The sequence below is a fragment of the Zoogloea dura genome (genome assembly GCF_012927165.1).
Lineage (GTDB): Bacteria > Pseudomonadota > Gammaproteobacteria > Burkholderiales > Rhodocyclaceae > Zoogloea > Zoogloea dura.
In genome coordinates, this window is the sequence record NZ_JABBGA010000021.1 from 1 (window position 1) to 20,911 (window position 20,911).

General features: G+C 68.4%; 13 protein-coding genes and 1 pseudogene. 10 read left to right on the forward strand and 4 right to left on the reverse strand.

Features of this window, described 5'->3' with window-relative positions:
• A pseudogene (locus tag HHL15_RS19795) lies at nt 1-308 on the reverse strand (acetaldehyde dehydrogenase (acetylating)); the annotation flags it as partial.
• A 311-nt stretch (nt 309-619) separates the two neighbouring features.
• On the opposite strand from HHL15_RS19795, the gene HHL15_RS19800 reads away from it, so the two are divergent.
• Nucleotides 620-1,921 carry an amidase gene (locus HHL15_RS19800; protein WP_169147543.1) on the forward strand — a complete coding sequence of 434 codons (1,302 nt, stop codon included), beginning with the start codon at nt 620-622 and terminating at the stop codon, nt 1,919-1,921.
• A gap of 26 nt (nt 1,922-1,947) precedes the next feature.
• A complete protein-coding gene (locus HHL15_RS19805) occupies nt 1,948-3,282 on the forward strand; it encodes a M20 family metallopeptidase (protein WP_235943538.1) in 1,335 nt (444 codons plus the stop codon).
• Nucleotides 3,283-3,292: 10 nt separating this feature from the next.
• On the opposite strand, the gene HHL15_RS19810 is transcribed toward HHL15_RS19805, so the two are convergent.
• Together HHL15_RS19810 and HHL15_RS19815 are read right to left on the reverse strand one after the other, a co-directional pair.
• Nucleotides 3,293-4,465: a methyltransferase gene (locus tag HHL15_RS19810; RefSeq protein WP_169147545.1), complete on the reverse strand. Its 1,173-nt coding sequence runs from the start codon at nt 4,463-4,465 to the stop codon at nt 3,293-3,295.
• Nucleotides 4,462-6,684 (reverse strand): tetratricopeptide repeat protein, encoded by a 2,223-nt coding sequence (locus HHL15_RS19815; protein ID WP_169147546.1) that lies wholly within the window; start codon nt 6,682-6,684, stop codon nt 4,462-4,464. The genes HHL15_RS19810 and HHL15_RS19815 overlap by 4 nt, the downstream gene beginning before the upstream one ends.
• 263 nt (nt 6,685-6,947) lie before the next feature.
• On the opposite strand from HHL15_RS19815, the gene HHL15_RS19820 reads away from it, so the two are divergent.
• The 5 genes from HHL15_RS19820 (at nt 6,948) to HHL15_RS19840 (ending at nt 15,467) form a co-directional block, all read left to right on the forward strand.
• Nucleotides 6,948-9,137 carry a DctP family TRAP transporter solute-binding subunit gene (locus tag HHL15_RS19820; RefSeq protein ID WP_169147547.1) on the forward strand — a complete coding sequence of 730 codons (2,190 nt, stop codon included), beginning with the start codon at nt 6,948-6,950 and terminating at the stop codon, nt 9,135-9,137.
• Between the two features lie 3 nt (nt 9,138-9,140).
• Nucleotides 9,141-11,813, forward strand: a complete 2,673-nt coding sequence (locus tag HHL15_RS19825; RefSeq protein WP_169147548.1) for a response regulator — start codon at nt 9,141-9,143, stop codon at nt 11,811-11,813.
• 93 nt (nt 11,814-11,906) lie between these two features.
• Complete coding sequence (gene ccoG / locus HHL15_RS19830; RefSeq protein WP_169147549.1) at nt 11,907-13,310, forward strand: cytochrome c oxidase accessory protein CcoG; 1,404 nt, start codon at nt 11,907-11,909, stop codon at nt 13,308-13,310.
• Nucleotides 13,311-13,344: 34 nt separating this feature from the next.
• Nucleotides 13,345-15,006 carry a nitrite/sulfite reductase gene (locus HHL15_RS19835; protein WP_169147550.1) on the forward strand — a complete coding sequence of 554 codons (1,662 nt, stop codon included), beginning with the start codon at nt 13,345-13,347 and terminating at the stop codon, nt 15,004-15,006.
• Entirely contained in the window at nt 15,003-15,467 is a 465-nt protein-coding gene (locus tag HHL15_RS19840) for a DUF934 domain-containing protein (RefSeq protein WP_169147551.1), read from the forward strand. The genes HHL15_RS19835 and HHL15_RS19840 overlap by 4 nt, the downstream gene beginning before the upstream one ends.
• 9 nt (nt 15,468-15,476) lie before the next feature.
• Here HHL15_RS19840 and HHL15_RS27040 read toward each other — a convergent pair whose 3' ends face one another.
• Nucleotides 15,477-16,481: a GGDEF domain-containing protein gene (locus HHL15_RS27040; protein ID WP_408065734.1), complete on the reverse strand. Its 1,005-nt coding sequence runs from the start codon at nt 16,479-16,481 to the stop codon at nt 15,477-15,479.
• A 147-nt stretch (nt 16,482-16,628) separates the two neighbouring features.
• On the opposite strand from HHL15_RS27040, the gene HHL15_RS27045 reads away from it, so the two are divergent.
• From HHL15_RS27045 to HHL15_RS19855, 3 genes are all read left to right on the forward strand, one after another.
• Nucleotides 16,629-17,504 carry a histidine phosphotransferase family protein gene (locus HHL15_RS27045; protein WP_408065735.1) on the forward strand — a complete coding sequence of 292 codons (876 nt, stop codon included), beginning with the start codon at nt 16,629-16,631 and terminating at the stop codon, nt 17,502-17,504.
• Nucleotides 17,491-18,186 (forward strand): HAD family hydrolase, encoded by a 696-nt coding sequence (locus HHL15_RS19850; RefSeq protein WP_169147553.1) that lies wholly within the window; start codon nt 17,491-17,493, stop codon nt 18,184-18,186. Before HHL15_RS27045 ends, HHL15_RS19850 begins: the two co-directional genes overlap by 14 nt.
• Nucleotides 18,187-18,325: 139 nt before the next feature.
• Nucleotides 18,326-20,824 carry a hybrid sensor histidine kinase/response regulator gene (locus tag HHL15_RS19855; RefSeq protein WP_169147554.1) on the forward strand — a complete coding sequence of 833 codons (2,499 nt, stop codon included), beginning with the start codon at nt 18,326-18,328 and terminating at the stop codon, nt 20,822-20,824.
• Nucleotides 20,825-20,911 lie beyond the last annotated feature (87 nt).

A 20,911-nucleotide genomic window follows, 5' to 3' on the forward strand; every position in this document is an offset into this window, starting at 1 on the left:
GCGGGGGTCAGGTCGATCATCAGCACGCCCAGTTCATTGAGCTTGCGGCTGTTCTCGGCGTGCACGTAGGCGCTGGTGGCGTCGAAGGCGATCTGCACGCCGTCGGCCAGCACATGGGGCAAGAGCCCGTCCACGCCCTCGGCGGTGGTCTTGAGGCCCATCTCGCGGGCCCGCTTGAGGCCGTCCGATTCCGGGTCGATGCCCACCATCCACACCGGCTCCAGCACCGGGCTGCGCTGCAGTTTGGCCAGCAGGTCGGTGCCGATGTTGCCCGGGCCGATCAGGGCGCATTTGATCTTTTTCGTCATGGCTCTCTCTGGGTTGTGGGATGCAGGACGCGCGACGAAGCGGGGAGGGAGGGGACCAGGAGAGGATCCCCCGACTTCGTCGCGCGACTGCAATCTTTGTTGGTGTTTTGAGTTGAATTTAGTCTAAAAGTAAATTGACTTTAAATCAAACGAGAAGGAAACTTCAATCGCCAAACGAGCTTTGACTCGGGGCGAGGTCGGCGGAAATGTCCATCTGCAACAGGCTGGACGTGCCGCCTTCCCGGCCGGACAGACCCCTTCCCGGTGAGGCCCAGGGCCGCACCCAACCCGTAACAGGAGAGTGATTGCAGATGGACAATCTGGTCAGCATCAGCGCGTCGGAAGCAGCCCGGCGCATTGCCAAGGGAGCGCTCAGCTCGGTCCGCTATACCGAGGCCCTGCTTGCCCGCATCGCCGAACGCGAAGCCGCCGTCGGTGCCTGGATCCATCTGGATCCGTCGGCCGCCCTGGCCCAGGCGCGCGCCGCGGATGCGCGGCCGCCGGTCGGCCCCCTGCACGGCGTGGCAGTCGGCTTGAAGGACATCATCGACACCGCCGACATGCCCACCGCCTATGGCTCGCCGATCTACGCCGGGCACCGGCCGGGCAAGGACGCACCTTCCGTGGCCCAGCTGCGGGCTGCCGGGGCGGTGATCCTGGGCAAGACGGTGACCGCCGAATTTGCCACCTACCACCCGGGCAAGACCGCCAACCCCCACAACCTGGCCCATACGCCGGGCGGCTCTTCCAGCGGTTCGGCGGCTGCGGTGGCCGACTATCACGTGGCCCTGAGCCTCGGCACCCAGACGGCCGGCTCCATCATCCGGCCAGCCAGCTTCAACGGGATCATCGGCTACAAGCCGACCTTCGACGATTTCAACTATGGCGGCCTGCACGCCCTGGCGCCGTCCCTCGACACCCTGGGCGTGTTCGTGCGCCATTTCGAGGACTTGTCCCTGTCCCGCCAGGTGATGTCGCGCAGCCAGCCGGTCCGGGCACCCTCCGCGCCGATGGCCGCCGCTCCTCGCATCGGGGTGTGCCGCACGCCGATGTGGGACAAGGCCGACGCCGACATGCAGGAGGCCTTCCTGCGCACCGTGGACCGCCTCGGCAAGGCGGGCGCGGCCCTGGTGGAGATCGAGCTGCCCCCGTCCTTCACCGCCCTGATCGAAGCCCAGACCCTGATCTTCATGGCCGAGGGCGCCCGCCACCTGGAGCGGGAATGGCGTGAACAGCCGGCGCTGCTGAGCCCGGAGCTGCGTGCCCTGCTGGAAAAGGGCCGCGCCTGTTCCGACGCCGCGGTGGCCGAAGCCCAGGCCCTGGCCGTGCGTTGCCGCGCCGAGCTGGCCGACATCCTGCGCGAGGTGGATGCCCTGATCGCGCCGGCGGCCATCGGTGAGGCTCCCCAGGGGCTGGCCGCCACCGGCGACCCCTTGTTCAGCCGTATCTGGACCTTCCTGCACGTGCCCTGCATCAGCTATCCGGTGGGCCGCGGCGACCAGGGCTTGCCCCTCGGTGTGCAGGCCATCGGCGCCCACGCTGACGATGACCGGCTGATCGGCACCGCCTGGTGGATGGCCGAGCAGTCGGCCGAATGGACTCCGGTTTCCTGAGCACCTGACCTCGAAAGGATATGAACATGGCTACCCCCCACAAGGAATTCGACGCCCGGCAGAAGGCCTGGTACGAGGCCGCCTGTGCCCGCATCGACGCGGCCCGCCTGCAGCAGCTCAACATGCAGCTGGTGGACATCCACAGCCCTACCGGCGCAGAGCGCCCGGCCAGCGAATTCATGGCCGACTACATGAGCCGCATGGGGCTCAAGGCGACCTATCAGCCGGTCAATCCGATCACCGGCAATGCCTACGGCCGGCTGGCCGGCGACGGCAGCGGCCCGGCCCTGATGCTCTACGCGCCCATCGACACCCACATCGAGGCCATCCCCGAGCACGACATCCCCTGGGTCGGCCCCGAACTGCGCGACGACATGCTGCCCAAGGCCCAGGCCCGCGGCGAGACCGTGATCGGCCTCGGCGCCTCCAACCCGAAGGGGATGGTCGCCGCCCTCACCGAGGCCGTGCACGCGGTGCGCGACGCCGGCATTCCCCTCAAGGGTGACCTGGTGCTGGCCTTTGCCGGCGGCGGCATGCCGGTGGTGGTGCCCGAGCGCAGCCACTACGGGCTGTCCAGCGGCGTCAGCCACATGATGATGAACGGCGTCACCGCCGACTTCGGGATCATCCTCAAGCCGTGGAACGAGGTCTACTACGAGCACCCGGGCATGTGCTGGTTCAAGGTCACGGTGAAGGGTTCGCTGGGCTATTCCGGCATTCCACGCGGTACCCCGGGCTTCCGCAGCTCCATCGTGCCGGCCGCCCGCTTGATCCTCGAGCTGGAGGCCTGGCTGCCCGAATACACCCGTCGCCACACTTCCGACCAGATCGCTCCGGAAGGCTGGATCGCCGCCGTGCGTTCGGGCTGGCCGGAGCGTCCGGCCTTTCCGTCGGCGGCCACCGAGATCTACCTGGACATGCGCACCAACCCCCAGCAGAGCACCGCTTCGGTGGAGGCGGAGTTTGGTGCCGTGATGCGCGACATCATCAGCCGCTACCCGGAGATCGACGCCGAGTGGGAGATGACCGCCGCCGTGCCGGGCTCCCGCACCGATCCTTCCAACTGGATCATCCGCAGCGCGGAGCGGGCCTGGAGCGAGACCCACGGCGGCCAGCCCTACCCGGGCGCGCCCAAGCTCTCCGGCCAGACCGACGCCGCTGCCATCTGCAAGCTCGGCCTGCCCCTGGTGCGGGTCGGCTACCCGTGGATCGGCGACAAGGACATGCCGGAGGAGTTCACCGACGGCCTGGGCGGCATGGGCGTCAGCCACATCCCCGACCTGATCGAGCCGATCAAGGCCTTGATCTATTCCATCATCGACACCTGCACCCGCAGCCGGGAGGAGGTGGGCCTGGGCTGAGGCTCCGCGCCTAGCGCTCCGCCACCACCATCAGGTTGCGGGGCGTCAGGCTGCGTTCGCAGAAGGTGCCGAGGCGGGCCTGGAAGCCGGCTTCTTCCAGGCCCAGCGCCACGTCCAGGGCGAGCCAGATCTCCAGCGGGCGGCGGAAGGCGTGGCGGACCAGTTCCAGGCGGCGGACTTCGCCACGGCGCTGTTCGCCGGTGGCGAGCCAGTGGGCTCCGTCGATCCCGGCGCCCACTGCCAGCCCTTCGCGCTCGGCCAGGCGCAGGCAGTATTGCGTGAAATCGCCCGACAGCCAGCTGGCGGGCACCGGCTTGAAGGGGCGGATGGCCTCGCCCAGCATGGCGTTGCGCAGGGCCACGAAGCCGAGCTTCCAGGCCTGGTCGCGGGCCAGCCGTTCACGGATTCGGCGCACGGCGGTAACGGTTTCGGTGACGGCCAGGCGCAGGGTATTGCCGTCGAGTGACAGATCGGCGTCCCGGTTGAGGGGGCGGTAGCCGTCCTGGGCGCCACGGTAATAGCAGCAGGGGGCGAGGCGGTAGGCGTGGGCTTCGTCCTCGGCGGCGTTGCGCACCAGGGTCCGGTGCAGTTCGCCACAGGCGTGCAGGGCCAGCACGCTGCGGCCCCGCAGCAGCGGGCGGGAGGCGGGGGCCAGGGCGTCGGCGCACACCACGGCCTGCTCGATGCCGGCCCGCCGGGCCAGGTGGAGTGCATCCTCGCAGAGGGTCGCGTCGATTTCCAGAGAGCTCACCGCTTGCTGGTCGCTGAAGGCCAGGCGCCGGCCCAGGTGCCCCTTGCCGGCACACCATTCCAGCAGCGGCGCCGACGAGGCTGGGGCGTGCCTGGCGAAGGCCTCGATCTGCAGGCGTTTGCGCTGGGGGATGCCCCAGTCGAACTGCGCGCAGGTGGGGGCCAGTTCGCGGGCGGGCAGGGCCGGCAACTTGCACAGCGCGGCGAGCCGCGCGGCATCCGGGAAATGGCGGGCCAGCCAGTCATACAGGGCTTCCGGGCTGTCGGCGAGGCTGGCCAGCGTGGCGTCGTCCAGCTGCAGGGCTGCTTCGGCCAGGCCCGGCCACTGCTCGCACCAGGCCGGCCGGCGCAGGTAGAAGGGGGAGGCCTGCCAGAGGTCCTGGTGAGTCTGCAGGCAGTCCTGCAGGTCGAGAAAGTGTTCGCGCAGAGTCATGGCCGTCGCCCCAGGGCGGGGTCGTCAGGGTTGATGTCGGCGAGGCGGCGCAGGGTCGTCTCGGCCGCGGTGGTGTCGCCGGCCTGGCGCTGGTAGCCGGCGAGCGCCAGCAGCAGATCCCGTTCGCCGCGCTCGCGGGCGGCGTTCTCGAGGACCTGGATGGCTTCGTTCCGGCGTCCTGCATCGGCCAGCAGCGCGGCATGCAGATAGGCCGTGCGGCCGCTGGCCGACGGCAGGGGGGCGGCCCTGGTCAGCAGGGCCAGGGCGTCGGCCTTGCGTTGCTGGCGGATCAGGCCGAGGGCCAGAGCCTCGTGCAGGGCGGCCTCCTGGGGGAGGCGTTTGAGACCGTCGCGGAGCAAGGCTTCGGCGTCGCTCTCCCGCCCCTGGCGGCGCAGCAGATCGGCCAGGTTGATGATGCCGGCCAGGTAGGCCGGATCGAGCCGGAGGGCCTGGCGCAGGGCCTGTTCGGCGCCACCGATGTCGCCCGTGGCTTCCAGCAGGGGCGCCAGGCCCAGCCAGGATTGCGGGAAGTCGGCGTTCTCCCGGGCTGCAGCCTCGGCCTCCCGGCGGGCCGCCAGCCAGGCTTCGCGCCGGGCCGGGGCCAGCTGGGGAAGGGCCGGGGCGAGGGCGCGGGCGGCTTCGATGCGCACGGCGCGCAGCGGGTCGGCGAGCAGTGGCTGCACCTCGCGCAGCGCCTCCCGCGGGGCGAGGGCCGCCACCGCGTGGATCGCGGCGATGCGCAGCCTGCCATCCGGGTCGGCCAGGGCGGCAAGCGCCAGGCGGGCCGCAGCGGGGCCGGGGTAGGCGGCCAGTTCTTCCAGGGCTTCGGCCCTCACGATGGGCGGCTGGGCGGCGTCGCCGGCGATCCGCTGCAGCCCGGCCGCGGCGCCGGGGCGCATGCCGCGGGCGGCGGCGAAGGCCTGGCCGTAGTGGTATTCGGCGCGGCGGCCGTCGCCATACCAGCGCGCCACCGCCGCCGCGGCCCAGGCCGGGTCCTTGTCGGTGTGGCACAGGTTGCAGGCGTTGGGCGAGGCGGTCTCGGCCGACAGATCCGGGCGGGGGATGCGGAAGGCGTGGTCGAGCCGCGGGTCGACGCCCATGTAGCTGCGCTTGGGGGCGTGGCAGTCGACGCAGCTCACCGGCGTGTCGTGATGGTGGTGGGCCGGGCTGTCGTAGTCCTTGCGCTGCAGGCCGCGGGTGTCCACGTGGGGGCCGGCGGCGGGGCCGACCGGGTTGTGGCAGCCGGTGCACAGGGCGTTGCCGGCGGCCCGGGTCTTGCCCGAGTGGGCGTCGTGGCAGTCGGTACACACCAGCCCCCTGGCGTGCATGCGGCTCTGCTGCCAGGAGCCGAGGTTGAAGACTTCGTCGCGCTGCTGGCCATCATTGAAATAGCGCCCGGCGGGCAGCCCGACCGGCAGGGCGTGGTCGAGCAGGGGCTGGCCGACCGGGTAGGCGGAGGTCAGGGTGGCGCGCAGCACGTGGCAGTAGCCGCAGGCCTCGGTCTGGACCTGCCCGTTGCCGGCCCGCAGGTCGGCGGCGAAGCCCTTGTGGGGCGGGGCTTCGCCGCTGCGGCGGCCGCGGGCCCAGGCCAGGTGCCCGCCGGCGGGGCCGTGGCAGGCCTGGCAGGTCACGCCCTGGGCGGCGTAGGTGGTGGCGTAGCGGCCGCTGACCGGGTCGTAGTTCTTGCGCAGCCCGGTGCTGTGGCAGGCGGCGCACATGGCGTTCCAGTTCTGGGGCGGGCGGCTCCAGTGCAGCACGTCCCGGTAGTCGATGCGCTCGTCCGGGTGCAGGCTGTACCAGCGTTTGCCCTTGACGTCCCAGGCCGTGGTGAGGGCCTGCAGGCGTCCGCCGGGCAGGGCCACCAGGTATTGCTGCAGGGGTTCCAGGCCGAAGGTGTGGTGAACCTCGAAATCACGCCGGCGGCCGTCCGGTCCGTCGGTGTTAACAAAGAAGCGGCCGCCACGTCGGAAGAAGCGGGTGAGCTGGCCGTCCTGGCGGAAGCTGCCGCCATCGAACAAGCCCTTCACCGTGGCCGCCGTGGCGCTCTGCATGGCGCGGGCATGCTGGGAGCCGGCGTGGCTGCGCTGCTGGGCGGCGTGGCAGGCGGCGCAGCCGGCCTCATCCACCAGGCTGTGCTGCGCGGCGGGGGCCGGCACGGCGGACAGGATGTTCACGAACAGCGCGATGAGCAGGATGGCAAGAAAACGGCAGGCGGGCATGGCTTCGATCCGGGAGCGTGCCGCGCATCCTACATGCGGCCACGCGGCAAGGGCAGGGGGCTTGCCGCCCGGGGGCGATCGGCATGGGCGGATCGGCGTCGGTGGGGGCGGCAGGGTGTCCGGATGTCCTATTCGTAATGCGTAAAAGTCGGTGGCCGGGTGCCGTCGGGGATGTGCATTTGGGTTAAAATCGGTTAAATAAAATAACAGTCATGTCGTTATGGTTATTTCGCACTCTTGCAGGAAAGGCGGAGATCGCTGAAATGAGCAGGGTGTCCGCGAAATTGGCCGTTGTGCTGGGCGTTGCCGCCGCCGTGGTGCTCGCCTGCCTGTGGTGGCTGGCCGGGAGCGGCCCGGGCCGCCAGGGGCCCGGTGCGCCGGTCGAGCGCGCCGCGGCGCCTGTGCCGGTGGCCGAAGCGCGGCAGCTGCGGCTGGGGCTCAACATCGCGGCCGGGAGCGCCCTGCATGCCGCGGCGGAGCTCTTCGCCGAGCGCGTGGCCGAGCGCAGCAATGGCCGCCTGAAGATCACCGTGCACCCCGACCAGCAGCTCGGCAGTGACGACCAGATGCTGGAGATGGCGCGCAACGGCAGCCTCGACCTGGTGCTGACGCCGACGGCCAAGCTCAGTTCGGCCGTGCCGGCGATGCAGTACGCCGATCTGCCCTTCTACTTCTCCAGCCGTGAAGAGCTCTACGCCATGCTGGATGGCGAGCCCGGCGAGCTGCTGCTGTCCAAGCTCGGCCGTATCGACCTGGTGGGCCTGACCTTCTGGGAGAACGGCTTCAAGCAGTTCACCGCCAATATGCCGATCCGCCGCCCGGAGGACTTCGCCCGGCTGCGCATCCGCACCATGAAGAGCCCACTGATCGCCGACCAGTTCGCGTCCCTGGGGGCCACGCCCATCCCGATCGACTTCCACGCCACCTACCAGGCCCTCAAGGACGGTGCGGTGGATGGCCAGGAGAACCCGCTGGTGGCCATCGTGGGCATGCGCTTCCACGAGGTCCAGAAGCACCTCACCCTGTCCAACCACGCCTATCTGGCCTATGTCTTCTCGGTGAGCCGCAAGGTTTACGAGACCCTGTCGCCGGAAATGCGCGAGCTGATCCGCCAGACGGCGCGTGAACTGACCCTCTGGGAGCGGCAGGAGACCGCCCGGCGGGAGGCCGACTTCATTGCCCGGATCCGTGAGGCCGGTGTCGAGATCCACACCCTCTCGGTGGACGAGCGGCGGCGCTTTGCCCAGGTCATGGCGCCGGTCGCCGACAAGTTCGGCTTCGAGGTGGGCTACGACCTGCTCGCCAAGACCGAGGAGCTGCGCTTCGCCCTGGCGGCCCGCGGCGGCGAGGCGAAAGGCCGGCAGCCCTGGGTGCTGGCTCTCGACGCCGACCTGTCGGCGCGCGGTGCGCAGGCAGGCGGGGCGATCTACCGGGGCGCCCAGATGGCCATCGACGACATCAACCGCAAGGGCGGCCTGCTCGGCGCGCCGCTGCGCCTGCTGGCCCGCGACCATGCCGCCAACCCCATGGCGGGGCGGCACAACCTCGAGCTCTTTGCGGCCATTCCGTCCGTGCTGGCGGTGATGGGGGGCATGCACAGCACCGTGGTGACCGAGGAACTCGACGACATCCACCGCCTGAAGATGCCTTATCTCGTGCCGTGGGCGGCGGCCCAGGGCATCACGCTGCATGAGCTTCGGCCGAGCTACACCTTCCGGGTCTCCATCAACGATACGCAGGTGGCGCCCTTCCTGCTGGAGCGGGCGCTGCGCAAGCACTCGCGGCTAGCCGTGCTCATCGAACAGTCGCCGTGGGGGCGCAGCAACGAAGCCGCGCTGCGGCCGCTCATCGAACGCCTGCCGGCTGGCAGCGTGGAGCTGGTGTGGTTCCAGGACGGCGACACGGGGGTCGATGCCATCGTGGACGGGCTGGTCCGGGCCGGCCGCCAGGCCATCGTGTTCGTCGGCAACGGCATCGAGGCCGGCGTTGTCGTGCGGGCTCTGGCCCGCCAGGACAAGCCGATCCCGATGTTCGCCCACTGGGCCCTGGTCGGCGGCGATTTCTGGGGCGCCAACCAGGCCCGTCTCGAGAAGGTGGATCTGCGCTTCATCCAGTCGGTGGTGGAGGACGACGCGGCGCGGAACCGCGCCTTCGCCGCCTTCCTCGCCAGCTACCGGCAGCGCTACGGCCTGGGCGCCGGTGCGCCGGTGCCCTCGCTGATGGGCAGCGCCCATGCCTACGACGCGGTGCACCTGCTGGCCCAGGCGGTGCGGCGCGCCAACTCGCCAGACCGTGGGGCGATCCGCAGTGCGCTGGAGTCGGGACTCAGCCATGCCGGCGTGATGCGGGACTACCGCCCGGCCTTCACCCCGCAGCGCCATGACGCGCTGGATCGCAGCCAGCTGAGGCTGGCCCGTTTCGACGGGCGGGGCCGCATCGTGCCGGCGGACTGAAGCATGTTCCGGCTCGACTACTTCACCCACAGCCTGAAGCGCCGCATCACCTGGGTGTTCGGGGGCTTCGTGGCGATCGCCATGCTCACCGTGGCCAGCACGGTGGCGCTGCGCCTGCATGCCACCATCACCGACAACCTCACCGGCGAGCTCGAACAGCGCGGCCGCCAGGGGAGCGAGATGTTCCTGCAGCGCATCGAGTACCTCCTCGAGAGCGCCACGGTGCTGGTCAAGAACCCCCTGGTGATCAACGGCCTGAACGACGCCCAGGGGCGTCTCACCTACCTGCCCGAGCTGGTCAAGAACTTCAGCGAAGGGCGGGACGTGCGCGCCGTGGCCCTGCTGGGCTTCGACGGCAAGCCGGTCTATTCCAGCCTCGAGACCCTGCCCACCTACCTCGATTCGGCCGCCCTGCGCAGCACCCTGGCCAACGCGGTGGTGAGCTACATGATCGATCCGCAGCGCAGGCAATGGGTGGTCTTCGTGCCGGTGGTGTATTACCAGACCACCCAGGGCGCGCTGGTGGTGGTCTTCGACCTGAACGCCGTGACCCAGCGCGTGCTGCCCCGCGATGGACTGCTCGGTTACCGCCTGCGCAGTGGCGGCACCACCCTCTACGAGCAGGCGCCCGGCAGCGCCGGCGACACCCTGGTGGCGACCCGGCCGATCGCCCGCGACGGGGCCGGCTTCTTCTCCGACATCGGCCTCGAGCTGGACGTGATAGCGCCGCGGGAGCACTACCTGCAGCCGGCCAACAAGGCGGTCCGCGACGTGGCCCTGGTCGGCCTGCTGTTCACCCTGGCGGCGATCGCCATCGCCTACTGGATCAGCGCCAGCGTGTCGCGCCCCATCCTGCTGCTGCGCCAGCGGGTCAAGGAGGCGGACGGGAGCGCCGAGCGGCAGTGCGCGCCGCTGGGCACCAACGATGAGCTCGAAGAGCTGGCTCAGAACTTCGACCAGCGCACCCGCGCCCTGCGCGACATCCAGCTCCACCTGGAGGATCTGGTCAGCCAGCGCACCAGTGAGCTGGCGGTGGCCAAGGAGGTGGCCGAGGAGGCCAGCCGCTCCAAGAGCACCTTCCTGGCCAACATGAGCCACGAGATCCGCACCCCGATGAACGCCATCATCGGGCTGACCCACCTGCTGCGCCGCGACGTGGCCGACGTGCAGAGTGTGCAGCGCCTCGACAAGGTGGCCCAGGCGGCGCAGCACCTGCTGGGCATCATCAACGACATCCTCGACTTCTCGAAGATCGAGGCCGGCAAGCTCTCCATCGAGGTCGACGATTTCGACCTGGAGCGCGTCTTCCGCAGCCTCAATGACCTGATCGCCGCGCGGGCCGTGGAGAAGGGGCTGGAGCTCATCAACTGCATCGATCCGGCGTTGCCGCCCGTGCTGCGCGGGGACCGGATGCGGCTCTACCAGGTGCTGCTCAATTTCGCCAGCAATGCCCTCAAGTTCACCGACGAGGGGAGCGTGATCGTGCGTGCGCTGCTGCGGGATCGCGAGGGCGAGCGGTTGCGGGTGCGTTTCGAGGTGATCGACAGCGGCATCGGGCTTAGTGACGAGCAGCAGCAGCGGCTGTTCCAGGCCTTCGAGCAGGCCGACGTGTCCACCTCCCGGCGTTTCGGCGGCACCGGTCTGGGGCTCGCCATCAGCGAGCGGCTGGTGCACCTGATGGGCGGCGAGCTCGGCGTGTCCAGCCGTCTCGGCGAGGGCAGCACCTTCTGGTTCGAGCTGCCGCTGGAGTTGGGGCAGCGGGCCGATCCTGTGCTGCGGCCGATGCCCCTGCCTGCCGGTACGCGGATCCTCGTGGTGGATGACATCGCCGATGCGCGCGAGGCGCTGGGCGGCATGCTGGAAGCCTTCGTGTCAAGGGTGGGCGAGGCTGCCTCGGGGCAGGAGGCGGTCACCGAGGTCGCCCTCGCGGCAGCCCGCGGCGAACCCTACGACCTGGTCCTGATGGACTGGGCCATGCCGGAGATGGACGGCCTTGAGGCCAGCCGGCGGATCCAGATGCTGGGCTGCCGGCCGGCCCCGCGCATCGTGCTGGTGTCGGCCTTCGGCAGGGACTGGCCGGCCAGCCTGCTGCAGGAACACGCCATCAGCGGCCGCCTCTACAAGCCGGTGACACCGTCGACACTCCACGATGCATTGCTGGAGACCCTTTCTGCCGGCTGTCGTCCACCGCAGCAGAGCAAACCGCCTGAGGCGCCAGGCGTCGATCTGGCACTCCTGCGTGGCCGGCGCGTGCTGATCGCCGAGGACAACCCGATCAACCAGGAAGTGGCCCTGGATCTGCTCAGGGAGGCCGGCCTGCAGGTGGATGTGGCCAACGACGGCATCCAGGCCCTGACCAAGGCCACCACCCAGGATTACGACCTTATCCTGATGGATGTGCAGATGCCCAACATGGACGGCCTCGCCGCCACCCGGGCGATCCGCCGGCTGCCCGAGCGCAATGCCGTGCCCATTCTGGCGATGACCGCCAATGCCTTCGAGGAAGACCGGCAGGCCTGCCTGGCGGCGGGCATGAACGACCACGTGGCCAAGCCGGTCGACCCCGACCGGCTGTATGCCACGCTGCTCCGCTGGATCTCCGGCGCCGCGTCGCCGGGAGAGGCCGGGCCGCTGCAGGGGCCGGCCGAGGCCGCGCTGGAGTTGCCCGAGCGCTGATCTTTCGGATCTGTGTCTATCGGATATCCGACAGCCTGAATCTGTTTCCATATGTGCCCCGGTGTTCTACTCCATGCCAGGAGGAACACCGCGATGAACGCACCTGCACCCGTCAATAAAGTCCGCGAAGCCAAGCTCGAGCTCTACCGCAAGAAAGGCAAGATCCACGCCCGGGAGGTGCGTGGCCGCTTCAACACCCTGCGCTGGGCCGTGGTGTGGGTCACCCAACTGATCTTCTTCGGCAGCTGCTGGCTGCAATGGAACGGCCAACAGGCGGTGCATTTCGACATCGCCCACGAAAAGCTCCGCCTCTTCGGGCTGGTGCTGTGGCCGCAGGATGCGCTGCTGCTGGCGATCGCCCTGATCCTGGCGGCCACCGGGCTGTTTCTCGTCACCGCGGTGGCGGGGCGGCTGTTCTGCGGGTTTGCCTGTCCGCAGACGGTCTATACCTCGATCTTCATGTGGATCGAGACCCGCGTCGAGGGCGACCACCTGGCCCGCCTCAAGCTCGACCAGTCTCCCGCCTCGCCGCGCAAGCTGCTCCTGCGCGGCACCAAGCACCTGCTGTGGGGGCTCTTCGCGGTGTGGACGGCGATCACCTTCGTCGGCTACTTCACCCCGGTGCGCGAGCTGCTGCCCGCCGTCGCCGGCTTGGAGCTGGGCCCCTGGGAGATCTTCTGGCTGATCTTCTACGCCGTGTTCACCTATGTGCAGGCCGGCCTGGCCCGCGAGGCGGTGTGTCAGCACATGTGTCCGTATTCGCGCTTCCAGGGGGTGATGTTCGACAGCAACACCCGTACCGTGAGCTACGACGTGCAGCGCGGGGAACCCCGCAGCCGCCAGGCCAGGGCCGCCGCCACCGCCGCGAATGGCGCGAACGCGGTCAAGGGCGACTGCGTCGATTGCAGCATCTGCGTGCAGGTCTGTCCCACCGGCATCGACATCCGCGACGGCCTGCAATACCAGTGCATCAACTGCGGCCTGTGCGTGGATGCCTGTGACGACGTGATGACCCGCGTCGGCAAGCCGGTCGGCCTGATCCGCTTCGCCTCCGAGCAGGAGCTGGCCGGCAAGCCGGCCCGCGGCGGCAGGCCGCGCCTGGCCGTGTATGGCGGCCTGATCGCGGTCTTCGTCGCCCTGGGGGCCTGGACCGCCACCCAGCGCTCCCTGCTGCTGGTGGACATCCTGCGCGACCGGGGCAGCCTGGCCCGGGAAGCCGCCGATGGCCGCATCGAGAACGCCTACACCCTGAAGCTGATGAATCTGGTCGAGGAGGCCCGCGACTTCGAGGTGTCGGTGAACGGCCTGCCCGGCATCGAGCTGGTCGGGGCCAGCCGCTTCGCCGGCGTGCCCGGCGGCATCCGCGAAGTGCATGCGACGGTGGCGGTGCCCGCCGATGCCGGCCCCGCCGGGGCCCACCGCATCAACTTCGAGATCCGCGCCGTGCAGGACCCGGCCACCCGCATCAGCGAGAAGAGCACCTTCGTGCTGCCCTGATCGACCGCGACAGAACCCCTCGGAGAGAACCCCTATGTACCGCTACAACGAGACCGACCAGCGGCTGGTGGACGAACGCGTCCTGCAGTTCCGCGACCAGATGCGGCGCTTTCTCGACGGCAGCCTGGGAGAGGACGAGTTCCGCCCCCTGCGCCTGCAGAACGGCCTCTACATCCAGCGCCACGCTCCCATGCTGCGGGTCGCCATCCCCTACGGCACCCTGGCCAGCCACCAGCTGCGCAAGCTCGCTGACATCGCCCGCCGCTACGATCGGGGTTACGGCCATTTCACCACCCGCTGCAACATCCAGTACAACTGGGTGCGCCTGGAGGAGGCGCCGGACATCCTCGCCGAGCTGGCCGGCGTACAGATGCATGCCATCCAGACCTCCGGCAACTGCGTGCGCAACATCACCACTGACCCCTTCGCCGGCGTCGCCGCCGACGAGGTGCTGGACTCACGCCCCTACTGCGAGATCCTGCGCCAGTGGTCCACCCTGGCCCCGGAATTCCTCTACCTGCCGCGCAAGTTCAAGATCGCCCTGTCGGGGGGCGGCGAAGACCGGGCCGCCGTGCGCTTCCATGACATCGGCGCGGTGGCGCGGCATGGCGAGGATGGCCGCATCGGCTTCCAGGTGCTGGTGGGCGGCGGCCTCGGCCGCACCCCCATGGTCGGCAAGGTGTTGTGCGACTTCCTGCCCCGCGAGGAGCTCCTCAACTACTTCGACGCCATCCTGCGGGTCTATAACCGCCACGGCCGGCGCGACAACAAGTACAAGGCGCGCATCAAGATCCTGGTGAAGGACCTGGGCCTCGAGGCCTTCGCCCGCGAGGTGGATGACGAATGGGCGTGGAGCCGGGGTGGCCCGGGCTGCATTGCCGACTCGGCCTTCCGCGAGATGGAGGCCTTCTTCACCCGTGACAGCGCGGCGCTCCCCGATGATGGCGTGGCTGCCCTGGGTGCCCTGGTCGATAGCAACAAGCCCTTCGCCCGCTGGGTGGAACGCAACGTGGCGCCGCACCGGGTGCCCGGACGGGCCATCGTCACCGTCTCCCTGAAGAAGACCGGCGTGCCCCCCGGCGACGCCACCGCCGAGCAGATGGACGGCATCGCCGACCTGGCCGAGCGCTTCAGCGCCGGCGAGATCCGGGTCAGCCACGAGCAGAACCTGGTCCTGCCCCACGTGGCCCGCCGCGATCTCTTCGCCCTGTGGGAAGGACTGCGTGCCCTCGGCCTCGCCACCCCCAACATCGGCCTCATCAGCGACCTGGTGTGCTGCCCCGGCGGCGATTTCTGCTCCCTCGCCAATGCCCGATCCATCCCGGTGGCGGAGGCGATCCAGCGGCATTTCGACGATCTCGACTACCAGTTCGACCTGGGGCCACTGGAGCTCAACATGTCTGGCTGCGTCAACGCCTGCGGCCACCACCACATCGGCCACATCGGCATCCTCGGCGTGGATAAGAACAACGAGGAGTGGTACCAGGTCACCCTCGGCGGCCGCGAAGGCAACCGCGCCGCGCTGGGCCGGGTGATCGGCCCGTCCTTTGCCGCGCAGCAGATCCCCGGGGTCATCCAGCGCCTGCTGGAGGTGTACGTGGCGCTGCGCCATGAAGGCGAGATCTTCATCGACGCCGTCGAACGGCTCGGCCTCGAGCCCTTCAAGGCCCGTGTTTACGGAGGTGTGACGGCATGAGCGTACTGATCAGGGATGGACGGGTTGTCGACAACCTGTGGCCCCTGCTGCCGGAGGAGGAGGGTGCCGCGGCGCCCCTGCCGGCCGCAGGACGCATCCTGCTGCACCTCCCGCGCTGGCTCGAGGAAAGCCGAAATCCGCAGCGGGCCGCCTGCGGCGTGTGGCTGCAGCCCCATGAAGACCCGGAGCTGCTCGTGCCGGATCTGCCGACGCTGCCGGTGATCGCCTTGAGCTTTCCGGTGTTCACCGACGGCCGGGCCTATTCCCAGGCCCGCCTGCTGCGCCAGCGCCACGGCTTCCAGGGCGAGCTGCGGGCAGTGGGCGATGTGTTGCGCGACCAGCTATCCGCCATGGCGCGCTGCGGTTTCGACGCCTTCCTGCTGCGCGCTGATCAGTCGCCCGAGGCGGCCTTGGCCGCGTTGGGCGGAGGGCCCCGTCCGCCGTGGCCCCGCTGGCCTTGATCAGGATGGCTAGGAAGCCTGCAGGGTGGTGTCGCTGCTGACAACCCGGTTGCGGCCGCTGCTCTTGGCGGCATAGAGGCGCTCGTCGGCCCGCGAGATCACACCGTGGATGGTCGGGTCGCCCGGCAGGCATTGCTCCACCCCGAAGCTGGCCGTGATGTGCAGCTCGCCGCCTTCCGGCAGGGGGATGCGCATGGCCTCGATGTGGCGGCGCAGGCGGTCTGCCTGCAGCGCGCCGTCCTCGAGGGTGCAGTAGGGCATCAGCACCAGGAACTCCTCGCCGCCATAGCGGGCCACCACGTCGCCGCTGCGCGAGTGCTGGCAGCACAGGGCCGCCACCTCGACCAGAACGCTGTCGCCGACGGTGTGGCCGTGGGTGTCGTTGATCTGCTTGAAGTGGTCGAGGTCGAAGATGGCCAGCGTCACCGGGTGGCCGTGGCGATGCATGGTGGTCAGGTCGTGCTCGGCCAGCTCGAAGAAGCCGCGCCGGTTGGGCAGCCCGGTGAGGAAGTCGGTGTTCGACTGGTCGCGCAGCTGGTCGACGAGGCGCTGCCGCTCCTCCTCCAGCACCAGGCGCGCCTCGCTGTGCTGGCGCAGCACGGCAATGGCTTCGAGCACCTCTGCCAGCTCGTCGCGGTATTTGGGCCGGGGCACGTCGAGGTCCAGCCGGCCCTGGGCGATGGCGGAGATGAGCTGGGCGGTGCGGCCGAGGGGGCGTACCACGCGGCGGTGGATCATCCACAGGGTGAGGGCCAGCAGGGCGATGGTGGCCAGCCCGCCGCCGGCCATCCAGCGCGCCTTGGTGTGGATCTTGTCCAGGCCGGCCTGGGCGTCGACCAGGGCCTCGTTGATCAGCACGTCGCGCAGGCTGACGATGGCGTCCATGTCGGGCACGTAGCGGGCGGCGAAGCCGGCGGTGTCCACGTCGTAGTGGCCGCTGTGCAGGCCCGTGGCCGTCTGCGCCTCGACAAAGGGGATGGCGGAGGCGAAGTAGTGGTCCTGCATGCTGGCCATGGCGGCCTGCACCGCCGCCCGGTCGCTGTTGGTGGCGGTGCGCTCGAGCAGCTGTTTGCGCAGTAGCTCGACCCGTCCGCGCAGTCGCTCGATGGCCACCCTCTCGGCCGCGCCCAGGGGCTGGCGGGTCGTCAGCGCCACGGTGAATTGCGATCCGAGCTGGCCGGCGTATTCGCGCAGGTCGGCGGCCAGGCGGGCCGCGATCAGGGCGTTTGCGGCGCTCGGGTAGGTGGTCTGGGCTTCGTTGGTGAGGGTGATGATGGCCGGGCCCAGGGTGTCGATCACCCCGAACATCTGCGACACCGCGCCGCGAATCTCGTCGGCGCCGCGAGCGCTGCGTGGCCGGCTGGCGGTCAGGTCGATGGCGGCCCGCGCGCGGATCAGCTGGGCCAGGGCCTGGCTCACCGGGCGGCTGGCACCCGGCTGCGGCATCGAGGCGCGATCCAGCGCGCCCTGCAGGGTGGAAAAGGCCTTGTCGGTGCGGTCGCGCGCCGTCTTGAGGCGGGCCCGCTTGGCCGGATCGCCCGGCAGGTCGTCGCCCAGCACGCCATTGGCCGGCCCGCGTTCACGCGAGGCCATCTCGGCCGCCACCAGCAGCACCTGGAGATGCTCGATCGCCTCGAGGCTGCCCCGCGCCTTGCTGACGTCGTCCCAGGCACCCCGCACGCTGCCCGCCGTCATGGATATCACGGTAAGCGACAGCAGCAGGCTGATGAGGAAAAAAAGGTGTTGGAGTCGCACGTGCCCACGTATCCCGAGAGTGCAGCCGCACCGGGCATGCCCGGCGAGCGCCATCGAACCGGCGACTTCCCCTTTTGTCACCGCTCCCGCCGTGAAATCGCCCTGGGCCGAGTATACCGATGCGGGCCGTGCCCGCCATGCGGTCTACCACAGGAGCTGCAAACCTTATCGATCCGTGCGGGTGGTTCGGGGGGGCGTTGGGAGAGGCGGATGATGCGGGGGAGGGAAGGCCGGAGCCGGCCGGTGCGCCATCGGGTAACATCGCCCCATGCTGAAGCCTGAACACATCAAAGCCATCTCGCTTGACCTGGACGACACCCTGTGGCCCGTCTGGCCTACCATCGATCGCGCCGAGCGGCTCCTACACGACTGGTTTGCCACCCACGCCCCGCGCACCGCCGCCCTCTACCCGGGCCCGCAGGCCCTGCGCGGGATCCGCGATGCGGTGGAGCGGCAGCGGCCCGATCTGGCCCATGACATGAGCGCGCTGCGCCGCGAGTCGATCCGCCTGGCCTTGTCCCACGCCGGGGATGATCCGCAACTGGCCGGCCCGGCCTTCGACGTCTTCCTCGCCGAGCGCCACAACGTGAGCTTCTTTCCCGACGCCCTTCCGGCCCTCGAAGCCCTGGCCAGCCGCTACCCGCTGGTGAGCCTGAGCAACGGCAACGCCGAGATCTCCCGGGTCGGCCTCGCCCCCTACTTCGTCGGCAGCGTCGCGGCGCTCCAGGCCGGCTTCTCCAAGCCCGACCCCCGCATCTTCCAGCTCGCCGCCGACGCCGCCGGCGTACAGCCCCACGAAGTGCTGCACGTGGGTGACGACGCCCACCTCGACGCCCTCGCCGCCCTCCAGGCCGGTATGCAGGCGGCCTGGGTCAATCGCACCCAGGCCGCGTGGCCCCATGCCGAGCGGCCGCAGCTTGAAGTGGCGCATCTGGGGGAGCTGGTGGAAATCCTCTCTGCCTGATGCTCGCCATGAGCCGTGCGCAGAACAAGCCCTGAATAGTCGGCGTAAGCTGTTATTGAATGCTAGGCTGGCTGATCGGATGCGGGAGGCAGAAGATAGATTGACTTTGCGCGCCTGATGCCGGGAACGTGGAGGCGTGATGAAAAACCCATCCTTGAAATGGATCCTGCCAGCCCTGTTCACGCTCCTGCTGGCCGGACTTGCATTCATTCAAGGCACGTCATGGCGCAGCAGCAGCGATGTGCATGCACTCCTGGAGCTGTCGTCCTCGCTGGTCGCCGTCACTGCGGGCGTGATGGTCCTGGTCCACTTCTTCACGACAGGGCGCTGGTTTTATTTGCTGGTGTCGATCGGCTTCATCCAGGTCGGGGCCGAGGAGCTGATCCACTCGGTCTTTTCGTTCGACCGGATCTGGGACGTTGTGTCCCAGCAGAACCGCTGGGCCATTTCATCCACCTGGCTGGCTGGCAGGGCCACGCTGGTGACCTGTGTGCTGGTCGGAGTCTTGTTCCGCGACAGGGTCATCACGCCTGAACGCCGGATCAGCAAGGCATTCACGCTGAATGCCGCGGGCTTCCTGACCTCCGCCACCCTCGCCCTCGCGATCTTTTCATCCGACACGCTGCCGGGCTTCGTGCGAGTCGGCACGACCAGCAAGCAGCTGATCGAAATAGGCCTCGGATCACTCTACCTGCTGGCTGCCTGGCTGATCTTCAGGATCCACCGGAGGGCCGGTGGCGGGCCGCTCTTGCTGAGCCTGCTGCTCTGCTTCATCAGCGAGGCCTTTGTCCATTTCTATGTCTTCAATGCCGCGTATTTCTACGATGCACACTGGGATGCGGCACATCTCCTGAAGCTGATCGGCTACTTCTTCCCGATATTCGGCGTGTGGGGAGAGACCATAAAGATATACAGGAAATCCCGGCGGCAGCTTGTGACCGTTGAAAACGAGGTGGCGCAGCGGATAAGGATGGAGTCCGAGCTGAAGAGGCACAGGGAGATCCTGGAAGAGGCCATAACGAAGAGAACGCAACAGTTGGCGGACGCCCGTGATCAAGCCAATAGTGCCAACGCTGCAAAGGGTGAATTCCTGGCAAACATGAGCCACGAAATCAGAACACCCATGAATGCGATCATCGGGATGACGGATCTGGCGCTGCGTGGAGAGCTCGCCCCCAAGCAAAGGGCCTATCTGGAAAAGAGCAGTACGGCGGCCAGGGGCCTGCTCGTGATCATCAACGATATCCTGGACTTCTCGAGGATAGATGCGGGCAAGCTGAACCTGGAGAGCAGCGAGTTCTCCCTCGAGGAGGTGCTCAAGGATGTCGCCGACCTGTGCCTCATGCGGACCCAGGAAAAATGTCTTGAATTGCTGTTCGATATGGATCCCGAGATTTCAAGACTGGTCCTGCGGGGCGATCGTGTCAGGCTCGGCCAGGTCATCCTGAATCTGGTCTATAACGCGATCAAGTTCACCGATCGGGGGGAGGTCTATCTGGGGATATCCCGGGCTGCGTCCCAGGGGAGCGAGATCACCCTTCAGTTCGAGGTGCGTGACACGGGCATCGGAATGACGGCGGACCAATGCCGCCAGGTCTTCCTGGCCTTCACCCAGGCCGACACATCGACAACCCGGCGCTTTGGTGGAAGCGGATTGGGGCTGGCGATCTCGACCCGCCTGGTCGAGCTCATGGGCGGCAAGATCTGGGTTCAAAGTGCCCCTGGCCTGGGAAGCCAGTTCTTCTTCACCGCCCGCTTCGGCGTTCAGGGAGTGGGGGGGCGCATCAAGCCGGACCCCGTTGTGCTGCCGGATCCGCTCCGCGTGCTGGCGGTCGATGATAACCACACGGCTCTCGAGATCATCAAGGAGTCCCTCCACGGCATGCAGTGTGAGGTATCCACTGCCCTGGATGTGCCATCTGCCATCGACATGCTGGTGTCCGCACAGATCAGGGGCCAGGCCTTTCATGTAGTCCTGATGGACTGGCAGATGCCCGGGACGAGCGGCCTGGATGGATTGCGGGAGATCAGGGGGAACAGCAATATTTCAAAGACCCTGCTGCTCGTGATGATGACGGGGTACAGCCGGGATGCCCTGAAGGAGGCGGCAAAGGATGTCATGTACGACGGCATCGTCGAGAAGCCCATCCTGCCATCAAGCCTCCACGGCGCAATCGTCCAGCTGTTCGGAGAGGCCGGAAAGGCCTTCGACCCCATTGCGAAGAGGAATGATCGCGGGGAGGCCGGGTTGAAGTGGGAGGGGGTCAGGGTGCTCCTTGTGGAAGACAACTTCTTCAACCAGGAACTGGCGAAGGAGCTACTCCAGGAGGCCGGAATCCAGGTCACCTTGGCCGGTGACGGACGGGCTGCCATTGAAAAGCTCGATCAGGAGGAGTTCGATCTTGTCCTGATGGACTGGCAGATGCCCGTGATGGATGGCTTTGAAGCCACGAGACGCATCCGTGAGGAGCCACGCTTCCGCAACCTGCCCATTCTGGCCATGACGGCGAACGCCATGATCGGCGATCGGGAGAAATGCCTCGCCGCAGGCATGAACGATCACATCCCCAAGCCTATCGATGGGCATCACCTATTGAAAATGCTGGAGAAGTACCTGGGGCCCCGTGTGCCCATATAGGGGCGGCTTCACAGGCCTGTGAGAAGGATTGCAGGTGCTGTGGGAAGGATTCAAAGCCCTGCGCGAAGCATCCGCAGCCCTGTGTGA

Coding starts and splice junctions, on each gene's coding strand:
- HHL15_RS19800 (WP_169147543.1), top strand. CDS start 620: ATGGACAATCTGGTCAGCATCAGCGCGTCGGAAGCAGCCCGGCGCATT.
- HHL15_RS19805 (WP_235943538.1), top strand. CDS start 1,948: ATGGCTACCCCCCACAAGGAATTCGACGCCCGGCAGAAGGCCTGGTAC.
- HHL15_RS19810 (WP_169147545.1), bottom strand. CDS start 4,465: ATGACTCTGCGCGAACACTTTCTCGACCTGCAGGACTGCCTGCAGACT.
- HHL15_RS19815 (WP_169147546.1), bottom strand. CDS start 6,684: ATGCCCGCCTGCCGTTTTCTTGCCATCCTGCTCATCGCGCTGTTCGTG.
- HHL15_RS19820 (WP_169147547.1), top strand. CDS start 6,948: ATGAGCAGGGTGTCCGCGAAATTGGCCGTTGTGCTGGGCGTTGCCGCC.
- HHL15_RS19825 (WP_169147548.1), top strand. CDS start 9,141: ATGTTCCGGCTCGACTACTTCACCCACAGCCTGAAGCGCCGCATCACC.
- ccoG (WP_169147549.1), top strand. CDS start 11,907: ATGAACGCACCTGCACCCGTCAATAAAGTCCGCGAAGCCAAGCTCGAG.
- HHL15_RS19835 (WP_169147550.1), top strand. CDS start 13,345: ATGTACCGCTACAACGAGACCGACCAGCGGCTGGTGGACGAACGCGTC.
- HHL15_RS19840 (WP_169147551.1), top strand. CDS start 15,003: ATGAGCGTACTGATCAGGGATGGACGGGTTGTCGACAACCTGTGGCCC.
- HHL15_RS27040 (WP_408065734.1), bottom strand. CDS start 16,481: ATGGCCAGCATGCAGGACCACTACTTCGCCTCCGCCATCCCCTTTGTC.
- HHL15_RS19850 (WP_169147553.1), top strand. CDS start 17,491: ATGCTGAAGCCTGAACACATCAAAGCCATCTCGCTTGACCTGGACGAC.
- HHL15_RS19855 (WP_169147554.1), top strand. CDS start 18,326: ATGAAAAACCCATCCTTGAAATGGATCCTGCCAGCCCTGTTCACGCTC.